This window comes from Gillisia sp. JM1 (genome assembly GCF_000424645.1).
Lineage (GTDB): Bacteria > Bacteroidota > Bacteroidia > Flavobacteriales > Flavobacteriaceae > Gillisia.
In genome coordinates this window covers 1,402,566-1,429,328 of record NZ_KE384218.1, presented here as the reverse complement: position 1 = coordinate 1,429,328, position 26,763 = coordinate 1,402,566, and the positions used below count along the sequence as shown (strand labels likewise).

The following is a 26,763-nucleotide window of genomic DNA, read 5'->3' as shown; positions in this document are numbered from 1 at the left end:
TCACGGGTCTCAACCTGACATTTGCAGGACTTATTTACATTAGAATATGAAACTATCTACTGACCTCTATAATTATATTTAATTCAAAAATCCCTTTCAAAATAACTTGAAAGGGATTTTTGGGTTTAGTTCAGTAAATGTGCCTTAAGATCTGCATACTCCTTTATTGAGATTGAAATCTTTTCTTTATTTAAGATTGCATCAATAGCAGGTGGGATTTCCAATTTTTTTCCAATAACCCTCTCAACTGTTTCCAAAAATTTCACAGGATGAGCGGTTTCTAAAAAAGTACCATAATATTCTGGATGCTTTTTTAAGAATTCTTGTAAACCTAAATATCCAACCGCTCCGTGTGGATCCATTACGTAACCATTTTCGTCAAACATCTCATTCATAGCCTTTTTTGTATGATCGTCAGTAAAACTATAGGAGGATAAATGATCTTTAAGATTCTTGAAGTCTTTCTCAAAGAGTTCCATTATTCTAATAAAGTTACTTGGATTTCCCACATCCATAGCATTGGAAATAGTTGAAACACTTGGTCTAGGCTCATATTTTTCAGAGTCAAGATATCTACCTATAACATCGTTCGCATTGCTGGAAGCAATAAAGTGATCTATTGGTAGTCCCATTTTCACCGCCAACATTCCAGCACATATATTTCCAAAATTCCCACTAGGTACTGAAAAGACTATTTTTTTATCGATTTCAGCTAGTTGCTGATAGGCTATAAAATAATAGAACATTTGTGGTAACCATCGCGCTACATTTATAGAATTCGCTGAAGTTAATTGTCTATGTTTTTGAATCTCTTCATCTAAAAAGGCCTGTTTAACCATATCTTGGCATTCATCAAAAGTGCCATCAACCTCCAGCGCAACAATATTTTCGCCAAGTGTAGTAAGCTGCTTTTCCTGAATTTCGCTAACTTTTCCTTTAGGGTAAAGAATAACTACATCAATTCCGTCTACACCAAGAAAACCATTTGCTACGGCTCCTCCTGTATCTCCAGAAGTTGCTACCAATACAGTAACATTTCCAACATTACCTTTTTTAATAAAATAACCTAAGCTCCCTGCCATAAATCTTGCACCAACATCTTTGAACGCCATGGTTGGTCCATGAAAAAGCTCTAAAACTCCAATATTTTCTTTTATTGAAACCACAGGAAAATCAAAATCCAATGTGTGTTCAATAATCTTGGTTAATTCTGAAGTAGGTATTTCATCCCCTACATAATTTTTGATTACTTGAAAGGCTAAATCTACTTTAGAAAAACCATTGATATCCTTAAAAAAAGATTTAGGTAAACTAATGACCTTCTCGGGAAAGTACAAACCTTTATCTGGTGCAAGCCCTCTTAGTACCGCATTCTCAAAACTTGAGGTATGTTCTCTGTTATTTAAGCTAAAATATTGCATTATAAAATTTTTATTCCTTGAGTATTAATTTCTGATTGATGTAGATCGAAATCTATTCCTTTTTCCTGATAAAACAATTGCATAGCTTCCTTTACACTTGCGGCAACAGTATCTCCTTTACACATTGCAAAAACTGAAGGTCCTGAGCCTGAGATCCCAAAACCTAAAGCTCCACTTTCCAATGCGACTTTTTTAAGATCATCAAAAAAAGGAATTAAGATAGAACGCACCGGTTCTATGATCTTATCTTCCAAGCTACGCCCTAACAACTCATAATCTTCTGTATATAAAGCGCTTATTAAAGCTCCCAGGTTTCCCCATTGGCTAACAGCATCTTTTAAATACACACTTTGTTTTAAAATTGACCGGGAATCCTTGGTTTTCAATTCAATTAATGGGTGCAAAATAACAACTCTCAATTGTGGAGGTGATGGTAATGAAACTACTTCTAATGGTTGATAACTCCTTACAAGATTAAAGCCTCCCATTAAAGCAGGAGCAACATTATCTGCATGTGCGTTACCACTGGCTAAACGTTCTCCCTCCATAGCAAACGGAATAAGTTCTTTAAGTGTAAAGGGTTCTTCCAGCAGTTTATTAACCGCATATACCGCTCCTGCAGAGCTAGCGGCACTACTCCCTATACCACTTCCCGGCTTAATATGTTTATCTATCTCAATATCAAATCCTTGAGTAGAATTTAGGTTTTCTAATAATGCCTGGACCGCAACACCAGCTACATTATTAAGAGTTTCCATTGGAAGCACTTGCCCTGTAATTCTAGTAATTCTTACCTGATTAACATTGTTTTTTTTAATATACATTTCGTCTCCCACATTGTCCAGACAGCATCCCAATACATCAAAACCGCAGGAAAGATTAGCCAATGTTGCCGGAGCAAAGATCTTAATTTCTTCCATTAGCTATTTTTTACCTATTCTTATTATGTCTGCAAATATTCCTGAAGCAGTAACGTCTGCCCCTGCTCCTGCTCCTTTAACTATTAAAGGTTGCTCACTATATCTATTAGTAAAGAATAAAACGATATTATCGCTACCACTTAAATTATAAAAAGGATGTTCGGGTCCCACTTGTTGTAAGCCTACCTTAGCTTTTCCATTATCCAATTGAGCGACATATTTTAATTGCTTATTATTAGCTTCGGCGTCCTCATACATCTTTTTGAAGTCGTCTTCATCCTTTTTCAGTAACTCAAAAAATGCGTCATTGGTAGTGGTATTCAAACTTTTTTCAGATAAAAAACTATCATTCTCAATATCACTCAATTCCATTTCCAAACCACTCTCACGAGCAAGAATGAGTATTTTTCGGGACACATCAATTCCACTTAGATCAATTTTCGGATCTGGCTCTGTATATCCTTCAAGCATTGCCTGTTCCACAGTTTTGTAAAATGGCTCCTCTGCATTATAATTATTGAATACGAAGTTTAAGCTTCCTGAAAGCACTGCCTGAATTTTATGAACTCTATCTCCTGAAGCCATTAAGTTCTTAAGCGTATCAATGATGGGTAATCCTGCTCCTACATTGGTTTCATATAAAAAAGAAGCACCATACTCTCTTGAAAGATCTTGCAAATTCTGATAATTAACAAAATCATCTGCGCAAGCAATTTTATTACAAGTGACTACAGATATAGAATTTGCCAAATATTGTCTATACCAAGCTGCGATCTCCGGACTTGCTGTATTATCTACAAAAATACTGTTGCGTAAATTGAGATCTTTAACTCTTTCAAAAAAATCTTCCTTAGATGCGGTCTGTCCCTTTTCAAGATCTTGCTGCCAGGTGTTAATATCTATTCCCTCTTCAACAAATAACATTTTTCTTGAATTGGAAATCCCAAGAATACGGATCTTAAGACTCAGTTTTCCCAAAAGGTATTCTTCCTGTTGTTTCAATTGTTCTATCAATTTACCACCTACATTTCCCACTCCGGTTATAAATAAATTGAGCTCTTTGGAAGGCACCTCAAAAAACTGTTCGTGCAAGGTATTTAAAGCCTTTTTAACGTCTTTTTTGGCAATCACAGCAGAAATATTCCTTTCTGAAGATCCTTGTGCGATGGCTCTAATGTTAATATTGTTATTTCCCAGCGCGCTAAACATTTTTCCACTTAAGCCATGATGGCTTTTCATTCTATCTCCCACTAAGGCAATAATTGCTACATTATCTTCTATCTCTACCGGTTTGATCTTGAAGTTTTGTATCTCAACTTCGAAGGCCTCGTTAATGGCATCTTTTGCTTGCATTGCCTCCTCATCTTTTACAGCTATACAAATACTATGTTCAGAAGAAGCTTGTGTAATAAGAACCACATTTATCTTTTCCTGAAATAATACCTCAAAAAGTCTTTTTGAAAAGCCAGGAATACCAACCATGCCACTACCCTCTATATTTAATAGTTTAATTGAATCTATATGTGTGATCCCAGTAACCCATCTAAAATTCTCCTTGCTGGATTTGGATATTACAGTACCAATTTCAGAAGGTTTGAAGGTGTTCTTTATGTGGATCTCTATTTGTTTATTTAATAAAGGCTGTAAAGTGGGCGGATATAAAACTTTGGCACCAAAATGAGATAATTCCATCGCCTCTTCATAAGAGATGTTTTTCAATGGATACGCATGAGATACGATACTTGGATTAGCGGTATACATTCCATCTACATCTGTATAAATTAACACTTTATCGGCATCTAAGGCTCCTGCAAAAATAGCAGCAGTAAAATCTGATCCTCCTCTTCCTAATGTGCTAGGAACTCCTTGTTCATTATTAGCTACAAATCCTGGTACTACAAAAAGATCGGCTTTATTATCATTAAAATAGTTGTGAATATTTGTATTGGTCTTAACATAATTAACCTGCACCTTTTCATTCTCATTTTTGCAAACAATAAGATCTCTGGAATCAACAAATTTTACATTTATATTTAATGCTTTAAAATACTCCGTAATTATAAGTGAAGACAGGATCTCGCCATAACTAGCAATCACATGTTTGGTCTTATTGGAAAGTTCATTTAACAAATAGACTCCCTCGTAAAGTGTTTCTAAGCCATTAAATTCAGTTTTCACCTTGCTTAGGATAGCGCTCTGATTTTTAATGGGTATAAGATCCTTAATAGCATTTAAATGTCTTTTTTCGTTTTTCTGAAGGGTGTTCTTATAACTTAAATCGCCGGAAGCAGCAAGATCAGCCATTTGTAAAAAATCGTTTGTTACTCCGCCAAAAGCAGAGAAAACTACTAGGCTTGTATCTTCTTGTAGTTTTTCTTGAATTGTTTCTGAAACTAATTTTATTCTACTTGGAGAGGCTAATGAAGATCCTCCGAATTTCATTATATTCATGCTGTAATTATTAAGATTGTAAAAAATAAAATGGAAAAATAGGTGCGGAAGTTTTATATATAATACCCCATAGGGGTAATAGAAAACATATATATAGCAGTATTGCCTGAAGTGCCAGGAATAATTGTTGAAATGCTATTTGAAGGATTTTTATAAATCATGTTTTCTTAAAAAACTGATTATAAAAGTATACATAAAAGTTCTCTTAGAGACCTTTTATTATATTTAAAATAAATATTAGAGTATTCTTATTCAGTAGATTATAAAATAACAAATCTGATAATTTAAAGATTTTAAATTATCAGATTTGTATAAAAATTGAATACTTTTCAATTGTAGAATTACTTCAATTGAATTTTAAAAGTGAAAATTCAATTATTTCAAAGGTTTTACGCCTAATTGTTTTAAGATTCCAAGTTCATCTGTAGCTCCCCAGCGTTCTACTAATTTCCCATCTTCGAATCTTCCAATTTGCATTCCTCTCACTTTAAAGGATTTTCCGGTAGGAGACACTCCCATAAATTCTCCTTTGTGGGTTCCTGAAATTGTATAGGCAAAACTTACATTATCTTCATCAGTTACCATCTGCTCTACTTCTATACCAAAGTCTGGAAAAGCAGTTCTCATCATGCTAAAAAAGTCTATAAAGCCTTGTGCTCCGGCACCTTGAATATCTGCTGGATCATGATCTTTCACTTTTTCTGAAACCACATCACGAATCATTTCTAATTTCCCGGTTTTTACAGCTTCGCCAAATTTTTCTTGTGCTTTTATATTTTTATCTTTACTCATAATATGATTTTTAGATTTTAAATAATGATCTTCAATTTATAAATCGAAGCTCTAAAATTATCCAAACACAACGTTAAACTTATATTATAATCCACTAATGTAGCTTCCGTAAAGGTCTTTAAACTGCATTCCTGCTGTAGACCTATATTTATTAAGTTTTTTATATTCTACTAAACCCCACAAAACAAATTCCTTTAAGAAATAAGAATCCTCCTTAGAAATATCCGATTGATATTTATCTATTAGCTGATTTAGTGGTGGAATAGAATCTAATCGTTCTTTATATTCTTTTTCTGAGAGATCATCTAACAATTCAAATCCGCTTTCAGCAAAGAACCATTCTACTAAGTCATTATAAGGATTGTTTTCATCTACTTTTTCCAACTTTTCGATCTTTGGAAAAAATTTAGGGAATAAGGTTTTCACCGCATCACTAATTAGTTCTTGAGCAACCACAGCACTTCCCTCCTGTTCGCCTTCATATACCAATTCAATTTTTCCTGTAATTGCTGGTATTATTCCTAGGAAATCACTAAAACGCAGTAAAGTTTTATCTTCTCCTGTTTTTAATGCTCTACGCTCTGCGGCACTCAATAGGTTTTCAAAAGCCGAAATACTCAATCTGGCACTAATTCCACTTCTGGAATCTATATATTCATTATCTCGAGCCTCAAAACTTATTTGCTCCAAAAGATCTTTAGCCAATTCTGGTACATGGACCAAACCAAGTTGACGCTCATCTAATTTAGCTTCTTGCTGAGTGATTGTCTTGGCTACTTCTATAGTACGAGGGTAATGTGTAAGTATTTGAGAGCCAATTCTATCTTTTAAAGGAGTTACAATACTACCCCTATTGGTATAATCTTCAGGATTTGCAGTAAATACAAATTGCATATCCAGAGGCAATCTCAATTTAAATCCACGTATTTGAATATCCCCTTCTTGTAGAATATTAAAAAGCGCTACCTGAATTCTGGCCTGTAGATCTGGAAGTTCGTTGATCACAAAAATACTTCTGTTCGCACGTGGGATCATCCCAAAGTGGATAACACGATCATCTGCATAGCTCAATTTTAAATTGGCAGCTTTTATAGGATCTACATCCCCAATTAGATCGGCTACTGTTACATCTGGAGTTGCTAGTTTTTCGAAGAATCGCTCTTCCCTTGCTACCCAACTGATTGGTGTATTATCTCCTTTTTCTTTAATCAGCTCTTTTGCATATCTTGAAATGGGATTAAAAGGATCGTCATTAATTTCTGAGCCTTCAACAATTGGCATCCATTCATCTAAAAGATTAACCATAAGTCTGGCTAAACGAGTTTTTGCTTGCCCTCTCAAGCCAAGAAAATTAATATTATGCTTGGAGAGGATAGCTCTTTCCAATTCTGGGATCACCGAATGTTCGTAGCCATGTATTCCTTCAAAAGAACTTTTCCCGTTTTTAATATTACTTAATAAATTCTGTCTTAATTCTTCTTTTATACCCTTGGTTTTATATCCTGAATTCTTTAGTTCGCCAAAAGTTTTAATATTCTCTATTTTCATATCTTTTTTATTATTTAGTCCGAAGAAATTCTCTGGACTCAATGTGTTCTTTGAGTTATTTTAAATTGAAATTTTATTAGCCTCTAATTTTCTTCTTTCTGTTATTTTCATAATCTTCAAAGATCATTTCCCCTAAACCTTTAAGTCCGGTGAAAAATGCTTTTCCATGATTGGCTTGTGTAAATTCTCTAACAAACCTTTCTAGATAAGGATCTTGGGCTATCATAAATGTAGTGATCGGGATATGTAATTTTCTAGCCTGGCTGGCAGCATTGTAACATTTCTCTATTATATATGGATCTAAACCTACACTATTCTTATAATAAGTTCCATCACGTTCTCTTATACAACTGGGCTTCCCATCTGTAATCATAAAGATTTGCTTATTCGTATTTCTTTTACGCCTTAAGAGATCCATTGCCAGTTGTAATCCAGCCACTGTATTAGTATGATAAGGACCTACATTTAAATAAGGAAGATCTCCAATAGAAATAGCCCAAGCATCATTCCCAAAAACAAGAATATCCAAAGTATCCTTAGGATATCTGGTTGTTATAAGTTCAGCTAAAGCCATGGCTACTTTTTTGGCGGGCGTTATTCTATCTTCTCCATATAAGATCATACTATGACTAATATCTATCATAAGCACGGTGCTCATCTGAGATTTATGATGAGTTTCTTCTACTACAAGATCATCCTCAGTCATTTTAAATTCTCCAATACCATGATTGATCTGGGCATTTTTTAAACTTTCTGTCATAGATATTCTATCCAAAGAATCCCCGTAATGAAATTCCTTGAACTCCCCTGTGTGCTCATCACCTAAACCTTGGTGTTTTGTAGAATGGTTTCCAGAGCCACTTCTTTTAATCTTTCCGAAGATCTGATTTAATGCTTGTTGTCTTATAGCCCTTTCAGTTTTGGCTGTAATTCCCATACCTCCAGTTCCATCGGGTTTTACCTCTTCACGGATATAACCTTTTTTCTTAAGATCTTCTATAAAGTCGTCTATAGTATATTCACTTGTGGTGAGTTTATATTCAACGTCTAATTGTCTTAGCCATTCTATGGCTTCATCAAAATCTCCAGAGGTATGCGTGATCAACTCTTTAAAAATTTCGAATAATTTATCGAACGGGCTTATATTTTCCTCTTCAAATTTTTTGAAAATAAAACCGCTGCGTATGCTTTCAACCTTCTTTTTCATACTTTAAAGTTAACTTATTTTAAGCGTACTATGAAGTTATACTAATGTGAACAGGAACTAAACTTTTGTTAATTTGAAATAAAACTCATAGACTTTCATACTGAAGTAGTCGAGAAAAATATGTGAGAATGGATTCTTGATGTTATACTTTTCTTAAACATTTTCACTTTTGTTCAATATACATGAGATTTGGCGAAAAAATAAGAAATGATAAAAAGCCCTTACCTACTTATAGTTTGTTGTTTGTTTACTTTTTCCGGATTCTCCCAAGAGAAAATGGAATCCCCTTATGAGACGAATTTTGTAAAAGACGGGATTTGGATCACTTCCGCAGTGGGTCTAAATGTTTTGGGATTCAAATTAATCCAAGAAAAAAATGAGCTTACATTAAATAAATTAAACAATCTTTCTAAAGATGAGGTTTGGGGAGTAGATCGTTGGGCAGCTGGATACTATTCAGAAAAAGCGAATGCTGATAGCTATATTCCATTTTATGCATCATTTGTAATGCCTTTTGCACTTTTAATAAATAAAAATGAACGTGGACATGCTGGGCAAATTTCTGTTCTTTTCGTAGAAACCATAGCTACTACAGGTGCTATATTTACAATTACAGCTGGACTGGTTGAGAAAAGCAGACCTTTAGTTTATAACGAATCTCTTGAAACCGAGGAAAGAATTGAAAATGACGAACAACGTTCTTTTTTTGCAGGGCATACAGCGGCTACAGCAGCGGCTACTTTTTTTGCTGCTAAAATTTTTAACGATTTTAACCCTGACTCAACATTGAAGCCTTACATCTGGGGAGTTGCTGCGGCAATACCAGCATCTGTAGGATATATGCGTATTAAAGCCGGGAAACATTTTCTTACAGATAATTTAATTGGGTACGGAGTTGGTGCCGCAGCTGGTGTTTTAATTCCTGAGTTGCATAAAAAGGGGAATAAGAATATTCAAATTTATCCAAGCACTAGTTTTAACAAAGGAGAGTATAATTTTATATCTCAAGGCCTTGGAGTTTCTTATCAGTTTTAAAAGAAACCCTAAATTGCGGTTTAATTATTTAATTGTACTAATTCAGAATAATGGAAGTTTCAGAAATTATAGTTACCATTTTAGGGATAATCATGCTCGTTCCAACACTAGCTTCCATTACAAGATTTGACCACTGGTGGGTTCGCGGATTCGATTTTCCAAGAATACAAATCAGTTTCTTAATAATTTCTATTTTAATAGCCTACCTCTTATTTGTTGATGTAAGTAATGGATGGGAAATTAGTTTAGTTGTTCTCTTAATCTTTAGTCTGTTTTATCAGGCGGTAAGAATTTACCCATACACTACTTTAGCAAAAAAAACGGTAAAATCGTTTAATGGTGACGACACCAAAAATCATATTTCTATATTGGTAAGTAATGTTCTTTCTACTAATAATAGGCATGATAAATTAATCGATCTGGTAAAAAGTAAGAAGCCAGATCTCTTACTCACCTTAGAAACAGATAATAAATGGGAATCTGGGTTGAGTGAACTAGAAAAAGATTATAAATACACAGTTAAAGTTCCGCTGGAAAATCAATACGGAATGCATTTGTATTCTAAATTGGAATTAAAAGACATACAGGTTAAATATCTTATAGATGAGGAGATCCCCTCTATTCATGGCCATGTTATTATACCAAATGGCCATGTTGTGAAAATCCACTGCTTACATCCTAAACCGCCAAGCCCTTCAGAAGATCTCACTTCTACCAACAGAGATGCAGAACTGCTATTTGTAGGCCGAGATGTTAAAAAAGACAAGGAAACAGTATTAGTTTTAGGAGATCTAAATGATGTGGCTTGGTCTCGTACTACAAGATTATTCCAAAAGATAAGTGGTTTAATGGATCCTAGATTAGGGAGAGGGTTCTTTAATACATTTAATACTAAATATTTATTCCTTAGGTGGCCCTTGGATCATGTTTTCCATACTTCGGATTTTACTTTAGTAGAAATTGAACGCCTAAAAAGTATAGAATCAGATCACTTCCCAATGTTCATTAAATTGAATTATGAACCTAGAGCTGAAAGATTTCAAGAAAAGCCTGAAGGAGCAGATGAAGAAGAGGAAGAATGGGCCGAAGAGAAAATAAATAATGGCCATCCTACTGAAACAGATGTTTAATTTGCTTGAGGGAAAAAAGGTTTGAGAATAGGTAACTCTTTGAGTTGCTCACAATTTTTTACCGTAATTGGCTTTTCTATAAAATTGATGATCTTATTATACTTTTTCGCCTTTTCTTTATCATTATAATCTATAGAAGAAGATACCATCAAAACATAAACATTCTCTTTTATTGACATTTTTTCGATCTCATCTAAGAATTCCCATCCATTCATGATTGGCATATTAATATCCAACATCAATAAATAATGATGCTCTGTAGATGCAGAATTTAAATATTCAACTGCTTCAAATGCTCCTTTAAATTTTATAGGTTCCTTAGTAACCTTACAATTTTGCAGTAATTTGCCTTGAACTAATCTAACAATATCATCATCATCTATTATCAATACTTTCAGCATTATCGGGGATTTAAAGTTACATCTTCAGTCTTCCTTGTTATATTTCGAATAATATCATCTAATTCCTTGGCTGAAGTGTTAATATGCTCTAGTAATTGAGATTGCTCATCGACATCTGGATAGCTTTGAATTAAATCTACTAATCCCATGATCCTTGCCAAAGGAGCTCGCACTACATGAGACTGCGTCCATGCAATATCCTTTAGTCTGCTATTATGATCTTCTATAGTTTGAATATAATTTTGAATTTCCGTAATGTCTTGCATAGCACCAATAATACGTACGGTGTTCGTTTTCTCATCTGTTATTAAGTAACTTCTATCTAAAACATATTTATAACTACCATCTGCACACTTAAACCTATATTCAATTTGAATATTTCTAGATTTCGCATTTTTAACGTCTTCAGAATAAAATCTTACTCGTTCTCTATCTTCTGGGTGTAATCTTTCATTCCACCAACCACCTGTGTTTTCAACATCATTTTTAGAATAGCCAAAAACACTTTCTATTCCTTCATTGTAATACATTTTATCATTCACTACATCGTAATCTGTAATAGTATCACTAGTTGCTTTGGCAACAATATCGTAGCGCTTTAAGCTATGTATTAATTTTTTTTCTTGTTTAATAAATTCGGTAATATCTCTAGAGTTGGCAACCAATCCATTAATAGAAGGATCATCATTTAAATTGGTTACTATAGTCTCTATATAACGCCACTTATTATCTGAAGATTTAATTCTATAAGAAGGAATTTGAATTCGTTTATTATCCTTTAGTTTTAATAAATATTCTTTTACACTTTCAACATCGTCTTTATGAATATAATGGAAAAAATTATTTTTGATCATATCAGAATCAGAAATGCCCATCATTTGTGAAGAAGAAGGACTTACGTAAGATAAAGCACCAGAAAAGTCCATAATCATTATTAGGTCTGATGCATCTTGTACAAGCGCTTTAAAACGTTTTTCACTAGCTTTTAAAGCTTGCTCGGCTTCCATTTGACCTGTAATATCTTTAATTTGTGTAACACGTGCTTCTCTTCCATCGAAATCTATCGGGTTACTCAAAATTTCTACATAAATTATAGAACCATCTTTTTTAAGATGTTTTAAACTCGTGTTAAACTTTTCATGATAATTTTCTTTCCAAGTACGTTGTATCTCCTCTCTTATAACAGCCACCCAAAGATCACGCACATTCATGCTTAGGAATTCATTTGCTGAATATCCATACAATTTTATTGCCGCATCATTTACTTTGAGAAAGTCTAAAGTGTGTTTATCCAGAACCCACATTGGGTAGGGACTGAAATCGAATAATGCTTTATACTTTCTTTCAGATTCGTTTAATTTAAAGTCAATGTTTTTACGCTCTATGCTGTAGTATATACTTTTAGCAAGCTGAGGAGCGCTTAGCTCATCTTTTAGTAAATAATCTGAAATACCAAGAGAAAGTGTTTTAACACCAAATTCCTTGTTCGAAAATCCTGTTAAAACTATTATTGGAATATTCCTAGATAATGAAACCATGTTTTTCACCAAAGTTTCATTATTCTCTACATCTGGTAAGGATAAATCCAACAGAATAACTTTGTAGTTATGAGTATTTACCAACTTACCCTTAGCCTCTTGAAAAGTAGTAGCTCGAGTTAAATTAATTTGTAAATGCTCTTCTCCAAGATAATCTTCAATTAAAATATAGTCTCCTATATGATCCTCTATTACAAGAATATTCAAAACTTCGCCACGCTCCGTCATATAAAATCTATTTATTAACTGGTAGTTTTGCAGTAGTTAACCAAAATGTTTCTATTAAAGAGATAACCTTAGAAAAATCATTTGCATCTACAGGTTTGGTTATATAACAGTTAGCTTGGTTTTTGTAACATTGGTTTATATCAATGCTGGAAGACGAGGTGCTTAGCATTATCACGGGGATATGATTAATGTTGCTATTAGACTTGATTTCCTTTAAAACCTCATAACCATTCATTTTGGGAAGGTTTATATCTAACAAAATAAGATCTGGAGTTATTGCTGTACTATACTTATCTTTCTTTTCCAAATATAACAAGGCTTCCCAACCATCTTTTACAACTTGCAATTCTTTCAAAATATCGCCTTCTAACAAAGCTTCTTTTGTTAACAGTATATCTCCTTCATTATCTTCAATAAGTAAAATATTTATAGGGATCATAGGGTTATTTTTAAAGGGCTCTCAAATATACTAATTTTGTTTTTTAATTGTAATATGGAAGGTACTTCCTTTATTCATTTTGGAACTTACCCAAATCTTTCCTCCATGATTCTCAATAATTTTTCTACATATTGCCAAACCAATGCCTGTACCAGAGTAATTATCTTTACTATGCAATCTTTGGAATACCACAAATATCTTTTCAAAAAATTGCTCTTCAATTCCAATTCCGTTATCTGTGACATCTATTTGCCAAAAATACAAGGTATCAAAAACTTCTATTTTAATTTCAGCCTTATTCTCTGAATTCTGATATTTTAATGCATTGGTAATTAAGTTAGACAAGACTCGTTGCAAGGGACTGGATGCGGCATAAATTTTAGGTAAGTCTTTATATAAAATCTTTCCATTAGCTTCAGAGATCAAGTCTTTATGAAGCTTAATAATTTCTTCAAGCATTATATTTAGATCTATTTCCTCGAGCTGGTAGTTCATTCTTCCAACCCGAGAATATTCTAAGAGATCTAATAGAATTTGTCTCATTCTTACTGCCCCATCTGTAGCATAATAAATGTATTGCTGAGCTTTGGGGTCTAATTGATCTTTATATTTTTTATTTAACTGAGTTAAAAAACTGGTTACCATCCGTAATGGTTCTTGCAAATCATGAGAAGCTATATACGCAAACTGTTCTAATTCGGCATTTGATGTTGCTAACTCATTTGCCCTGTTATTTAATTCAGAATTCAATTGCTCTAATGCAATCTCATTTTGCTTTAATTGGCTTATATCTTGAAGAGAACCGATCATTCTAATAGCGTCGCCTTCGTCATTTCTTGTAATTAAACCTCTATCCATTACGATAGAAATTTCTTTATTTGCTTTTAACAGTTTATAGCTATATTCCCAAAAGTTTACAGAACTGTCCTTAAGAGCATTCTCTAAACTTAGAATTACTTCATCCTTATAGTCCGGATGTAATTGATTCTCCCAATGCTCTAATCCATTATCCAATTCAGGGATTTCATATCCATAGGTACTAAAATAAGCCATACTCCATTCCATAGTATTATTGGGAATATCCCAATCATAAATTGCTTCATGAGTTACTTTCGTAATAAGATCGTAACGCTCTTTAGCAATTCTAATCTCTTCGTCTACCCGCTTTTTAGTGGTGATATCTTTGAAGTAAATAGAAAGCCCAGACGCACTGGGATAGGCATTTACCTCGAACCAAGTGTCGTATTTTTTGAAATAATCTTGAAAAGAAACTTTTTCACCTGTTTCTAATGCTTTCAAATAATTTTTGTGCAATCCTGAATCTTTAGCTTCTGGAAAGAAATCCCATAAATATTTATCTAATATAGAATCTTTGGAGATCCGCAATAATTTCTCTGCTTCTTTATTAAAGTAAGTTACTATCCAATCTTTAGTTATAGAGAAAAAACCATCTGTAATACTTTCCAGAATATTATTTACCTGATTGTTGAATTGCTTTAATTCTTTCTCATAATTCTTACGATCTGTGATATCTGTATGAATGCCATATACTGCAATTATTTCATTATTCTGATTAAATATAGGTCCCCCACTAAACTGATAATCTAAAACTTTCTTAGATTTATTTAAGAGTTGAATGTCTCCATTCCATGATTTCCCATTTAAAAGTTGATTAAAAACTTCTTCTCCTTGACTTTCATTTCTATAAGCGTTCTTAATTTTTGTTATTTGATTAAGTTCTTCTTCGTTATAGCCTAATGCTTTTTTAAAGGAACTGTTTAGATAAACATCTCCTGATTTTAAATCTAAAATAGTAACTCCTTCTGACGAACTTTCAATTACATTTTTGAATTTCAGCATTTCTAAATTTGCTGTTTTTAATGGTGTTATATCAAGACCGAAAAGATTAATCACACCATCATCTGAAATTATTTCTGAAGGAGTCCAGGAAATCCATTTCCAATCTCCATCCTTAGTCCTGCACCTACCCTCATAAGATCTAGGAATATAGCCTTGGGTCACTTCTTTTAGCCTTTTAAAGGAGACACTTACTTCTTCAGGATGCAAGAATTCATGATAAGGGGTATTTAATAGTTCTTCTTCAGAGTATCCAAATATTTTAGTAAAAGAAGGGCTTACTTTCTTCATATATCCATCCAGCCCGATAACCGCAATTAAATTAGGGGAATACTTGAAAAGATTATTAAGTTGAGATTCGGTAATCTTCCTTTGGATATCACTGGAAATCTGCAAGCTTAATCTATTTATTATATCCTTTATTAAGCCAACTTCTCTATCTCGTTTTATACCATAAAACGTGAGCACTTGTATTACCTTTTTATCAAAAACTATAGGCACTCCTAAAAGGATACTATTGGATTCTAAGACTAATGAAATTTCTGAGGTTTGAGATTCTAATACAGTCTTAGGAAGGCTTTTTGATGACAATATGTTTATAACCTCTTTGCTTATAGTTACATGTTCTTCTTTCTTATAATTTACAAGTTCTTTTAAATTACCGTCTATTATCCCAACTTCCCAAGCCTGAGCAAAATCGAAATTAAAATACTCGGAAATTGTTTGGATAGTATCGCTCAATCCTTGTCTTAAGTTTTTAGATGCACTTAAAGAATTAATTAATTTTGAAATTAATTCTTGTTCTTGTTCAAATTCATAATTTTCGGTGATATTCCGAGCAATTCCTACCAAGCCAATTACATCACCTTCTTTTGTTTTAAAAGGAACTTTTGTGAGTAAAATCACTTCTTTTTTTCCTCTATGATCATAAACAACATCCTTGCGATTGATAACAGCGAGGTCATTTTCCATTACCGATTTGTTATCCCTTGTAATCTCCTTGCCATAGTCCTCCGATAAATATTCTGTAGGTTTTAAATTTAGTAATTCAGCTTCGGTTCCTTTCCCAAAATAGTCTGAATAAAACATTTTATTAGCAAGAATTAATTCATCCCTTCTATTTTTAACAAAGATATAATCGGGTATATTATCAATGATCGCTCTTAAAATATTTCGTTCTTCTTCCAGTTTAGATCTAACAGCATTCATTTCTGAAGCGTTTTTTGCAATACAATACATTAATTGCTCTTCTTCAACCCAACGAACGGACCATACCATGGGCGCAATAGAACCATCTTTTTTAAGATATCTATTGGAAAAATTAGTTTTATTATCCCCGCTCATGATCTCTTGAGCAGCAACAATTGTGGTTTCCCAATCCTCCTGTAAAACAAATTCCATGTAAGCTTTACCATATAGTTCTTCAGGTTTATAACCCCACATGTCAAAACACGCCTCATTTATATGAACAAAACACCCGTTTTCATCAATTGTGCAGATAACATCTAAAGATTGATCAAGAATCGTTTTATAGCGATGTTCCAGATCTCTTGATCGTTTTTTAGTTAATTCAGCTTCAGTGATATCTTTTGCAATACCAAAAACACCTATTATTTTTCCGTTTATTATAATTGGAAAATTGGTTATATTTATTACTATTTCAGTTCCTTTAAAACTCCTCATTCCAGTATTATAATTCTGAAATTCACCTTTTACGGCCTTTAGAAAATGATTGAGCACCATTTCTTGATCTTTCTCGGGAATAAGTGGTAAAAAACTTTGCTTTAATAATTCTGAATTTGAAATTTCAGTCATTTTACAAGCGCTTTCATTAGCAGAAATAAAATTTCCTTGTAGATCAAAAGAATAAACAGCGTCTGGGTGATTATTAAATAAAGATTCAAAAACTTGAGAAGTTTCATTTAAAATCTCAACCTCTTGAATTGATTCTTTTGAAATTGAAGTAGTTGTTCCATAATTAATTGCATCAGAAGTTGTGATACGAATTTCAATGAATTTAATCTCAGCTTTTTCAACAAGAGTTTTCCTGAACTGAATATCTTTATTTGTAGAACTGCTTTTAATTGTAACACTAGTTGAATATCCAGCTAAAGCTTCGTTAAACTGATTTAAAAATTCCTCTAAAGATTCTAATGGAATGATTTCAAATAGGCTCTCCTTTTCTTGTAAAGATAAATTGAAATGGAATTCTAAAAAGTCAGCTGTTTCAGAATTAATAATCTCAATTCTTCCATTCAGATCAACAAAAAGAGAATATTCAGGTTTGCTTCTTAATTTATTCGAAGGTTCGTTATTTAAAATTTCAGAGATTAAGGACTCTCTCTTTAATTTTTCAAAATTTTGACTGGGCATAGGTATTGGTTAGGGTAAGGTGGACTTCAAATGCTAAAAGATAGAAAAGTTTCTCCTAGAAAACAAAAACTTTGAAGTAAGTAAATGTGTCGTGATTTGACAATGTTCTTTTACCTCGAGCTAAAGAATCCTATTGGTAGAATTCAAGATCAAGAACCCTGGTCAAGCCCATGAGCTATATCCCGGTTGTTCGGGAGGAAGATCCTTTTGAAATTCGAGTTATCCAAATAGTTCGGGACGGGGAACCTGCCCAGCCGTTCAGTCGGGTTAAACCCTCAATGAGGGATTAAAAGAATTTTTTACTTATCTGAACCCCCGCACCAAAATTAGGAGCAGCTATAGAATTAAGGTCTGCACCTAACTGGAGGTTTATATCAAATAGGTCTTGCCAAACTTTGAGATCCAAGTAGGTAGATAGAATAGTGCTCTTTTTAAAATTACCTGCTCCTTTCGCGCCATAGTTCTTTCTATAGCTTGTTAAAAGCTTATAAGGCAAATCTCCTACCACTCCAGATAAACCAATATGATGCACGATAATTTTGTTGTTATTTATTCTAAACCTATTATCGTCTAAGGTTATAAACGGCACACCTATAATCCTACTTTCGTAAGTCCAACCAGATCTATATAAATTATTATTAAAGTAATTATCATTTCCATCTGTAGTTATATCATCATCACTTTGATCTTTGGTGTAGTAAAGCTCATACATAACAGAATTGATAAAGTTATCTGAATCTGGGCTTTTCACAAAAACACCATATCTCCCATCAGGAGTGTTTCTTAAAACTCTTCCAGAACCATCTTCGAACAAGTGATTATACAAAATTTCGACTTTATAATCGTTTACTGAAGTAGTTATATAAACCTCATAACTTCCTAAATGGTTTCCAAGAGCATTTGCCTCTTGACCACCAACGGTATCTTCTCCTTCTTTTCCTGTAAAAACATCAACATAATCTCCAAAGCTGCTTGGCAACTCACCAAAATCTGGAGATGTTCCTCCCCATTGAACAAAGTGTTGAAGTCCTGCTTTTATTTCAAAATTATTTAATTTATCAAAAATTACATGGAAGCTTTTATGATGAATTCTCGTGTTTTCTACATAACGCTCATCATCGGTTATAAATTCTTCTAATGTAGCATCTATGCTTAAACCTAATTTTTTACTAATTCGAACTGGATTCATTAGGGACAAACTTATCCCTGGTAAAGGTCTTGCATTTAAGGACCAAAGAATGTTTTGATTACTGGCACTTAGTCCATCATATAGGAGTTCTTTTTGCTTTCTTCCTGCATAAGCCTTTAGCCATTTATTTTCAAGCATTATATAGGATTCATCTAACTGTAGCTTTTCGGTATAACCATCATGAAACAATCCACCAATCCCAACTTCAAGTATGGCATTTTGGGAAAATTGATAGGTTGCCTTACCACTAAAGAAAGCAGACACATTACTTGCCTCATCGATTCTTCCCCTTTGGTTAGAATGCATCCAGAATGGCGATTCATTTTGGGAATACATAATTCCTGTTAAGGAACCGAAACCTTCATATTTTATTTCCTGAGCATGAAGTAAAAAAGAACAACTTAGAATTAAAAGAGCAGTTAAAGAGTGTCTCATATGGAATTTAAATAAGGCTAAAGATGCTCAGCATCTAGTTTTAGAGTTAAAAATATGTAATTTTATGCGATATAACTCAACTTTATGATTTCAATTTTCAGAAAGAAAGATTTTTTAATAGACCACCTAGAAGGGATAACAGATATCCACAATCATATTTTACCAGGAATAGACGATGGGGCTCAAAACGTTGAAGAATCAATTGGCTTACTGGAGAAATTTAGGGATCTAGGGATCACTAAGTTTATTGCAACTCCGCATATAATGAACGATTATTATCCAAACACGCATGAGACAATTAATTCTGCCTTAACTCTTTTAAAAAAAGAAATTAGTGAAAACAAAAGTTTAAAAAATACTGAAATCCGGTTTGCTGCAGAATATATGATGGATCAAAATTTCTTAGAGCTAATGAAAACCGAAAAACTTCTAAGTCTGCAGGAAAACATGGTGCTTGTTGAAATGTCCTATTTTCAGGCTCCGATCAATCTCAACGATATTTTATTTAAACTTCAAACCAATGGCTATAAACCTGTTCTAGCACACCCTGAGAGATATGCTTTTTATCATACCAAAGACTTATCTAAATATGAAGAATTAAAAAATAGAGGTTGTTTATTTCAATTGAACACTTTGTCTCTGACTCCACATTACGGAACCAATATGCAAAAAATCGCATATAAGCTCTTAGAGAACGGCATGATAGATTTTATTGGCAGTGATACTCATAGATTACAACATTTAGAAAAGATCGAGACGATAACGATCCAAAAGAAAACAAAAGACTCTATAACTAATATAATCTCCAAAACAAAAGAGAGGTTTTTATGATTGTCCGTTAAGTATGTTATTGTCATAGTCACTCTGAGACCAGTGATAAAAAAATTAATATAGCGTAGTAAATTGAAGTATTAGAATCTCTTTTAATTAACCCGTTATATGATCTTTGCTGCTTTTGAAAGGTGCTGAATCTCCCGAAGACTAGGGACAGCATGACGGCAGTTAAAACAGTATCGTCACCCTGAGACCCTATTCAAAAACTTTGAAAACGGCGATATTGACGTTCCAAAGCAGCGCTTTGAAATCTTTTTCCGCAGTATAAGTTTTATTTTGTGTTAAAAAATCTTGAAGCCTTGGAAAGATTTTAGCTAAATAAAACTGGTTTTCAGCTTTGCTGAAAAATACCTCTGGAAAAAGTGCCTTTTCTTTTGTTTCGTTTTCTTTGGGCGAACAAAGAAAATGAAAAAAGATACTGTTAAAGGACTAAGTTAATTATTTGATATTTAAATAGTTACTCAATCACGTCAATGATAGAGCCGTGATAAAAAAAATATCTAGTGTAGGAAACTGACGTATGAAAGGTGCTGAATCTCCCGAAGAATCGGGAAAGCATGACGGCAGTTAAAACAGTATCGTCACCCTGAGAGCCGTGATAAATAAATTATCTAGCGTAGGTTTATGACGTATGATTGTTTCTAACTGATTTATCTTATTAGGAACTTCTTTTTTGCAAGTGTAGTGCTTCCACGGCGTAAAATTTTCGAAGCCTTGGAGAAAATTTAGCCGTCGAAGTACGATTCAAATTATGCGGTAGTATAATTTGAAACACCTACAAAAAAGTGTCCTTTTTTTGGTTCGTTTTTTTGGACAGGCAAAAAAATGAATAATCTTAAAAATTACACAAATCATTACCGACTGGGTATTTCGGAGGGACCATGCCACTGATTTCGGTCAAACAGTGCCACTTTAAAAGATACTGCAATTATATAAAAAATTAATGTTATTCCTTCCTTAGGATTCCTTTTCTTAAAGATTCTCCCTTTAAGTCGATACGATGAGAAGCGTTTACGATTCTATCTAATATCGCATCGGCCAGAGTCCCTTCCCCTCCAATAATTTCATACCATGCAGAGACAGGTATTTGTGATGATATTATAGTAGTTTTTTTATTGTGGCGGTCATCAATAATATCCATAAGTGTTTCCCTGTCCTGATTATCAAAAGCCTGCAGCCCAAAATCATCAAGAATAAGCAAATCGGTTTTTATCAATTTCTCCAGCTCCTTCAAATAGGTTCCGTCCACTTTACTGAGTTTTAGTTTTTTAAATATTCTTGCGGTAATAGTATATAAGGTCTTATAACCAGAGAGACAGGCCTGATGCCCTAATGCCTGAGCGAGATAACTTTTACCAACTCCCGATGCCCCACAAATAATAAGACCTTCCTTGCGGGCTATAAAATCAAGCGTACTTAGCCGTGCAAACATATTCTTATCCAGGTTCCTGTCAGGGGAGTAATTAATATCAGCAAGATTTGCATTTTGTCTAAAGCTGGCCTGCTTTAAAAGACGATCAATTTTCTTGTTCTCCCGGTCTTCCCATTGATGATCTGTAAGCAGTGCCAGGTACTCATCACAGGTCATTCCATCTAACCGGTTATCTTTGATTTGCTGAAGGTGTAAATTGGCCATAGCGCCCAATCGCATTGCTTTTAATTTTTCAATTGTCTGATTGTTGTTCATTATTTTTAATTTAATTAGTGAATGTTATTTGTATGCAGAGGCACCACGTATGTTAGGATGAACCGGGATATGAGCTTTCGATTGTTCCAGGTCCTGGTAAAACAAAGATGCTTTATCCATATTGTTTTTTAGGATATTCTTTATATGCTGGTAAGATGATGCCTCTCCCTCCAGCGCTCTTTTACAGGCGTTATTGAGTCTTTCCGAGCCATAGGCTTTGTGAAGTTGAATGACTCCCATAGCACGTTTATAACCTATTTCAGGATAGTCATGGGAGGTGAGAATTCTCTCTATACACCTCAGTACATATGCCCCATGAGGGGCTGCTTTCTTTTTGAAGAATTCCGGATTCCAGTCGGAATAAAATTTATGAGTGCTACTGAGATGCGTAGTATTGGTGATGTAACTCCCCTTGGTTAAATTACGCTGGTGTAGTGCTATTCTTTCCTGATAGAAATAAACCTCTATCATATCTTTGGTGTAATGAATGCAAGTCTCTTTTCCAATATACCGGTAGGGTACGCTATAATAGCTCTTATCGGGAGAGAAGTAAACATATCCCATTTTCTGAACTTTCGCCTTTCTATAATCCTTCAGCTCATAGGAACTTGAGGGAAGTGGTTTTAAATACTGGCGTTCAACTGACTGAAAAAGTTCAATACGACTTGCCTCTTTGCGTTTAAACAGTAAGTTATTATAGTTGATCAATAATTTTCTTATCTCCCGGTTAAGATCCTCTAAAGAAAAGAAGGTCATCTCCCGAAGGGGATAATAGATCCGTTGATACGTGAGATGCACCGCATTCTCCACCAAAGCCTTATCCTGGGGAGCATAACTCCGTGCTGGATTGATCACACAGTTATAGTGACGTGCAAAGTCTTTAAAGGTGCGATTGATCTCCGCCTCATATTTACTGGCCCTTGTAACCGCTGATTTTAGATTATCAGACACAATAGCTTTGGGAACTCCCCCGTAAAAATTTAAGGCACCGGTGCAGCAGGCAATGAGATCTCTTCGTTTCTGACTCAAACAGGCTTCCACATACGTATATTGACTGTTGGGAAGGATGGCAACGAATACTTCCACTGGAATGATTTCTCCGGTTTCTTTATCAACTATATGAAGTTTCTTCCCGGCAAAGTCTATAAACATCTCTTTTCCGGCCTCATGTTCCAGTTTCATAGAACCCTTTGCCTTGGCATATTTTCGCCGGTAATGTTCTAAAAATTGGGTATAACTATAGGGATCCTCAGCTAACTGGACATATTGCTGGTAATGATACAAGAAGGTAAAGCCGGGATGATTCCGGGCTTTATTGACCCCCTCAAAGTATAACATCAGCTCATTTTGGCGCTCAACATCAATAGTAGTGTGCGAGGAAAACAATTCAGATAAGGCTGCATTATCAAAACAAAGCAATTCTATAAAAGAATAATCGCTTGCCGTGAACAGCTTCATATAGATGTTTACAGTATTGCGTGAGATTCCTAAAGTGGAGCCAATTTTACGGTTACTGACCCCATCAAGATGTAAGGTGATAATTTGTTTCAAGTCCATTGGATCAAGTTTATTGGCCATATCGCTGTGTTTTTAGCGACAAGGTAGTTTTTACTTGATCTTTTAAAGTGGCACCATTCGAACCGTAATAAACAGCTGGAAATTCATCGAAAGGAATTCAAACCTAAAAAATGGCATCATTCAAACCGTAAATCATTACAATTTAAATTAACCAAAAGTGGCATCATTTGAACCGTTTTACCTGGCACCCTAAGACCGTTTTGCCTGGCACGATTCGAACCGTAATATCCACCGACTAAAAGGAGTGTTTTCCAAATTCTTGAAATAACCTCAATGATAACAAAAAGCGTATTAAAAACTTGCAAAGAATAAGGCGTGTCAACTATCTATAAATCAGTAACTTATAAAATACATCAATGATAACCTAATTCAGATTGTCATCCTAAAGTTGATGATTTTCAATAACAGGATGAGATTCTGAATCAATTCTAATAGCTATAGACACAGCTTAACCAAGACCACTTTATTATTAATTTCAGATATACGAAGAAGTTTTAGCTAGATTTCTTTTTAGCTTTATTCCATATTTTTTTCAATCTAGATTCTTCATCTACGCCGTAACCATACCCGTAACCATAAGAATAACCATATTTTGCACCATAAGAGAATTTTGAATAATCTACATCATTCAAAATTATAGCAAGACCTTTCAATTTACCTTGTTGCTTAAGTTCCTTCGGAAACTCTAAAAGCTTCTTCTCAGTATAACCTGCTCGCGTAACATATAAAGTTGTATCTGCTAATGGGCTAATTAAAAGAGTATCTGTGACTATCATAGTTGGAGCTGTGTCTACAACAACAAAATCATAATTTGAAGATAATTCTTCTAATAGACTTTTCATTCGATCGCTCATAAAAAGTTCTGCAGGATTTGGAGGAATTGAGCCCGACAGTACAATATCTACTTCAATATCTTTATCTATAGATTTAGAAATAATATCATTAGATGAAAGCTCATAGTTATATAAAAAATCGGAAAGGCCTTTGGAATCCCTTGGTACATCCATATATTTATGCAATTTCGGGTTCCGTATATCCGCTCCAACTATTACAACTTTCTTTTTAGTAGTAGCCAGAGTTCTAGCTAAGTTATAAGAAATGAAGGTTTTCCCTTCTCCTTTGATTGTAGATGTCACATAAATTATTTCACCCTTATTTTCAGATTTGGGCTTTAATAAATACGCGAGGTTTGTTCTTAATATCCTAAAGGATTCAGCTAATGGTGATCTATCATTTAATTGGATAGTTTCTTCCAAGCCTTCATTGATCCTTGGGATTTCTCCAAGAAAAGGTATGTTTTTTATGAGAGGTGCCAAATCACCCTTATGGTGCACTTTGGTGTCTAGCATAAATTTCCCAAAAAGTATAAGTAATGGCAATAAAAGTCCGATTAAAAACCCTCCAGCTAAGATAAGCCAAGGTTTAGGGTCAACGGCTGAAGGTATTGTATAAGCCGGATCGATTACTTTAGCTACTGGACCGGTAACTGCAAATGCTATTGCGGCTTCCTCCCTGCGCTGCAGAAGGAATAAATACAACTGTTCTTTAATTTGTTGTTGCCTTTCAATTCCCCGCATTCCTTTCTCCATTCCAGGAAAGCTGCTAAATTTACTTTGAGATGATCTATCTAATTGATTTAATTCATTTAATTGAATATTTAATGATCGCTTTTGACTATCAATATTATCTCTTAAATTTTCTTTTAGAGAATTTAATTGAGAAGTAATTAATTCTACTGCGGGGTTTTTAGTAGTTGCATTTCTCAGATAGGCGTTCCTTTCCAAAACCAAAGCATTATAAGTCGACATAAACCCCGACAAACCTCCTTCTGCGCCTATATTTGATGGTAACAATTCATAACTATCTCGAGAATCTAGTAAATTCTCAACAGATCTAATGATCATTAATTGTGTCTCAATATCAAAAACTTGTTGTTCAGCTTGACTAGATTTTGCTAAAAATTCTTGTGCTCCAGAAGAAACATCCATGAATTTATTCTCCCTTTTAAAATTTGCCATTCCGCCTTCTACCGAGTCCAATTCAGAAGTAATTATCCCTAGACGATCTTGAATAAATTCTGTTGTACTTAAAGCAACCTGTCTTTTATCTATTACCCCATCAGAATTAAACTGGAACATAAGATTATTTAAAAAATCTTCAGACTTTTTGCTCTCGGCTTTTATAATAGACAATGACAAAATATCTGCGGCCTTACCTTTTGGCACAATTACAAGCCCTGAAATATAATCGCCAGCAACCTGATCTACTGGTCTTATATTTATTTGAACTGTTCTTGTTTTTTTAAATATTGATTCACCACCTCCCGTTTGCGGTACAATTGAGAATTTCAAGCCATCTAAATCTATTATCTCGCCAATTGTATGATTTTTTTCATATCCATTAGCCCTATCATTTAAAATAAAACCAGTATCCGAGATAGGAGTGACAAATAAAGTTCTTGATGTTTTTTGGACAAGACTATCCGGGGAAATAAACTGAATTCTTATAGGACTATCCTTATAAGCTTCAGTAGTAATAACATTTCCTTCAATAAAATATGAGATATTATGATTTAACTCCTCAACTACTTTTTCCACCAATCGTTTAGACTTAAGTGTAATTATCTGATTATCTAAGGAGTTATCATCAAAAGTCAAAATAGATCCTCCCCCAGATGGTAATGCATTGGCCATATTACTTTTTTCTTCGTTCAGGATCATCATGGATGCCTCTGTACGAAATTGAGGAATTGTATACCTGTTATAAAGAAAAGCAAGTAGGCCCCCTATCAAAAAACCTAATACAAGCCATTTCCAATAGGCTAGATATTTAAATATTTCGGCTTTTAAATCAAAATTTGATTCCTTTTCTTCTGTAAAATCTTGTAATTCTTCCATTAAATGCTATCTCGTAAATAAGATTACTAAACCAAAAATAGTGGTCGCTATTGAAATTAACCCAGTATAACTAGTAATGAAACCAGCCTGCTTAACAGTCTTGTAATTTGGCTCGACATAAACAATATCATTCTGTTTTAAATAATAAAAAGGACTTTTAAAAACATCGGCACTAGTCATATCTACATAGCCTACAGTTTTGATCCCATTCACTTCTCTAATAATCATAATATTATCACGCACCCCACCATAACTAATACCTCCTACAGTAGCAAATAATTCAGGAATAGTAATTTGTTCATTTTCAACCTGAACTACAGATTCTCCAGTCTCACCTAAAACTACCACTCTAAAATTTAATAACCTCACCGCTACAACTGCATCCGTTACATACTGGTGAATTTTTTCTGTTAAAATAGCCTCAAATTCACTTCTGCTTTTACCGGCAACCTCAATCTTTCCTAGAACTGGAAATTGAATATTCCCGTCTACATCCACCATATACCCCATAAGTGAAGGGTTCTGTTGTCCACCGCCACCTTGAGATTGACCTCCTGTACTCATTTGGAATGGAGCAGCGACCTCCTCATTCATGGAAGAAACTTTAATATGAAGTATGTCATTCACCTCAAAAACAGGCTCAAAATTTTTAATTTTTTTCATTGATTCTAAATTCTCAGGATTTTGAAAATATAAAATCTCTTTTTTTGTGGAGCAGCTAAAAAAAAGTGCACTAATTAATAATAAAACAATCTTATTTTTCATGGAATTCTTTTGAGGTATCAAATATAATATGATTTTGA

The 26,763-nt window shown here is 34.0% G+C and carries 18 protein-coding genes; 3 read left to right on the top strand and 15 right to left on the bottom strand.

Features of this window, described 5'->3' with window-relative positions; all coding sequences use genetic code 11:
- Nucleotides 1-125: 125 nt before the first annotated feature.
- The 6 genes from thrC to H033_RS0109615 all read right to left on the bottom strand — a co-directional run bounded on the left by thrC (nt 126) and on the right by H033_RS0109615 (nt 8,339).
- Entirely contained in the window at nt 126-1,421 is a 1,296-nt protein-coding gene (thrC, locus tag H033_RS0109640) for a threonine synthase (protein ID WP_026838140.1), read from the bottom strand.
- Nucleotides 1,421-2,341 carry a homoserine kinase gene (locus tag H033_RS0109635; RefSeq protein ID WP_026838139.1) on the bottom strand — a complete coding sequence of 307 codons (921 nt, stop codon included), beginning with the start codon at nt 2,339-2,341 and terminating at the stop codon, nt 1,421-1,423. Before H033_RS0109635 ends, thrC begins: the two co-directional genes overlap by 1 nt.
- Before the next feature lie 3 nt (nt 2,342-2,344).
- The gene (gene thrA, locus H033_RS0109630; protein ID WP_026838138.1) at nt 2,345-4,792 is read right to left on the bottom strand and encodes a bifunctional aspartate kinase/homoserine dehydrogenase I; all 2,448 of its coding nucleotides are present in this window, start codon (nt 4,790-4,792) and stop codon (nt 2,345-2,347) included.
- A 375-nt stretch (nt 4,793-5,167) separates the two neighbouring features.
- The gene (locus H033_RS0109625) at nt 5,168-5,584 is read right to left on the bottom strand and encodes an ester cyclase (protein WP_026838137.1); all 417 of its coding nucleotides are present in this window, start codon (nt 5,582-5,584) and stop codon (nt 5,168-5,170) included.
- 84 nt (nt 5,585-5,668) lie between these two features.
- Complete coding sequence (locus tag H033_RS0109620) at nt 5,669-7,132, bottom strand: hypothetical protein (protein ID WP_026838136.1); 1,464 nt, start codon at nt 7,130-7,132, stop codon at nt 5,669-5,671.
- 76 nt (nt 7,133-7,208) lie between these two features.
- A complete protein-coding gene (locus H033_RS0109615; protein WP_026838135.1) occupies nt 7,209-8,339 on the bottom strand; it encodes a vWA domain-containing protein in 1,131 nt (376 codons plus the stop codon).
- Between the two features lie 207 nt (nt 8,340-8,546).
- Here H033_RS0109615 and H033_RS0109610 point away from each other — a divergent pair, with 207 nt between their 5' ends.
- Both H033_RS0109610 and H033_RS0109605 read left to right on the top strand, forming a co-directional pair.
- Nucleotides 8,547-9,374: a phosphatase PAP2 family protein gene (locus H033_RS0109610; protein ID WP_026838134.1), complete on the top strand. Its 828-nt coding sequence runs from the start codon at nt 8,547-8,549 to the stop codon at nt 9,372-9,374.
- Between the two features lie 50 nt (nt 9,375-9,424).
- Nucleotides 9,425-10,504 carry an endonuclease/exonuclease/phosphatase family protein gene (locus H033_RS0109605; RefSeq protein WP_026838133.1) on the top strand — a complete coding sequence of 360 codons (1,080 nt, stop codon included), beginning with the start codon at nt 9,425-9,427 and terminating at the stop codon, nt 10,502-10,504.
- On the opposite strand, the gene H033_RS0109600 is transcribed toward H033_RS0109605, so the two are convergent.
- The 5 genes from H033_RS0109600 to H033_RS0109580 form a co-directional block, all read right to left on the bottom strand.
- The gene (locus tag H033_RS0109600; protein ID WP_026838132.1) at nt 10,501-10,905 is read right to left on the bottom strand and encodes a response regulator; all 405 of its coding nucleotides are present in this window, start codon (nt 10,903-10,905) and stop codon (nt 10,501-10,503) included. The two genes, H033_RS0109605 and H033_RS0109600, sit on opposite strands and share 4 nt — an antisense overlap.
- Nucleotides 10,905-12,671 (bottom strand): PAS domain S-box protein, encoded by a 1,767-nt coding sequence (locus H033_RS20955; protein ID WP_051227857.1) that lies wholly within the window; start codon nt 12,669-12,671, stop codon nt 10,905-10,907. Before H033_RS20955 ends, H033_RS0109600 begins: the two co-directional genes overlap by 1 nt.
- A gap of 7 nt (nt 12,672-12,678) precedes the next feature.
- Nucleotides 12,679-13,110: a response regulator gene (locus H033_RS0109590; protein ID WP_026838131.1), complete on the bottom strand. Its 432-nt coding sequence runs from the start codon at nt 13,108-13,110 to the stop codon at nt 12,679-12,681.
- 30 nt (nt 13,111-13,140) lie between these two features.
- Nucleotides 13,141-17,340, bottom strand: coding sequence for a PAS domain S-box protein (locus H033_RS0109585; protein ID WP_026838130.1), 4,200 nt, complete (start codon nt 17,338-17,340; stop codon nt 13,141-13,143).
- Nucleotides 17,341-17,626: 286 nt separating this feature from the next.
- Nucleotides 17,627-18,964, bottom strand: coding sequence for a capsule assembly Wzi family protein (locus H033_RS0109580; protein ID WP_026838129.1), 1,338 nt, complete (start codon nt 18,962-18,964; stop codon nt 17,627-17,629).
- 84 nt (nt 18,965-19,048) lie between these two features.
- Here H033_RS0109580 and H033_RS0109575 point away from each other — a divergent pair, with 84 nt between their 5' ends.
- Complete coding sequence (locus H033_RS0109575) at nt 19,049-19,795, top strand: tyrosine-protein phosphatase (RefSeq protein ID WP_026838128.1); 747 nt, start codon at nt 19,049-19,051, stop codon at nt 19,793-19,795.
- Between the two features lie 949 nt (nt 19,796-20,744).
- On the opposite strand, the gene istB is transcribed toward H033_RS0109575, so the two are convergent.
- The 4 genes from istB to H033_RS0109555 all read right to left on the bottom strand — a co-directional run bounded on the left by istB (nt 20,745) and on the right by H033_RS0109555 (nt 26,623).
- Nucleotides 20,745-21,485 carry an IS21-like element helper ATPase IstB gene (gene istB, locus H033_RS0109570; RefSeq protein WP_026838127.1) on the bottom strand — a complete coding sequence of 247 codons (741 nt, stop codon included), beginning with the start codon at nt 21,483-21,485 and terminating at the stop codon, nt 20,745-20,747.
- Nucleotides 21,486-21,509: 24 nt separating this feature from the next.
- Complete coding sequence (gene istA / locus H033_RS0109565; RefSeq protein ID WP_026838126.1) at nt 21,510-23,063, bottom strand: IS21 family transposase; 1,554 nt, start codon at nt 23,061-23,063, stop codon at nt 21,510-21,512.
- 494 nt (nt 23,064-23,557) lie between these two features.
- Nucleotides 23,558-25,960 (bottom strand): exopolysaccharide transport family protein, encoded by a 2,403-nt coding sequence (locus H033_RS0109560; protein WP_026838125.1) that lies wholly within the window; start codon nt 25,958-25,960, stop codon nt 23,558-23,560.
- A gap of 6 nt (nt 25,961-25,966) precedes the next feature.
- Nucleotides 25,967-26,623 (bottom strand): polysaccharide biosynthesis/export family protein, encoded by a 657-nt coding sequence (locus H033_RS0109555; protein ID WP_231367587.1) that lies wholly within the window; start codon nt 26,621-26,623, stop codon nt 25,967-25,969.
- Between the last annotated feature and the right edge of the window lie 140 nt (nt 26,624-26,763).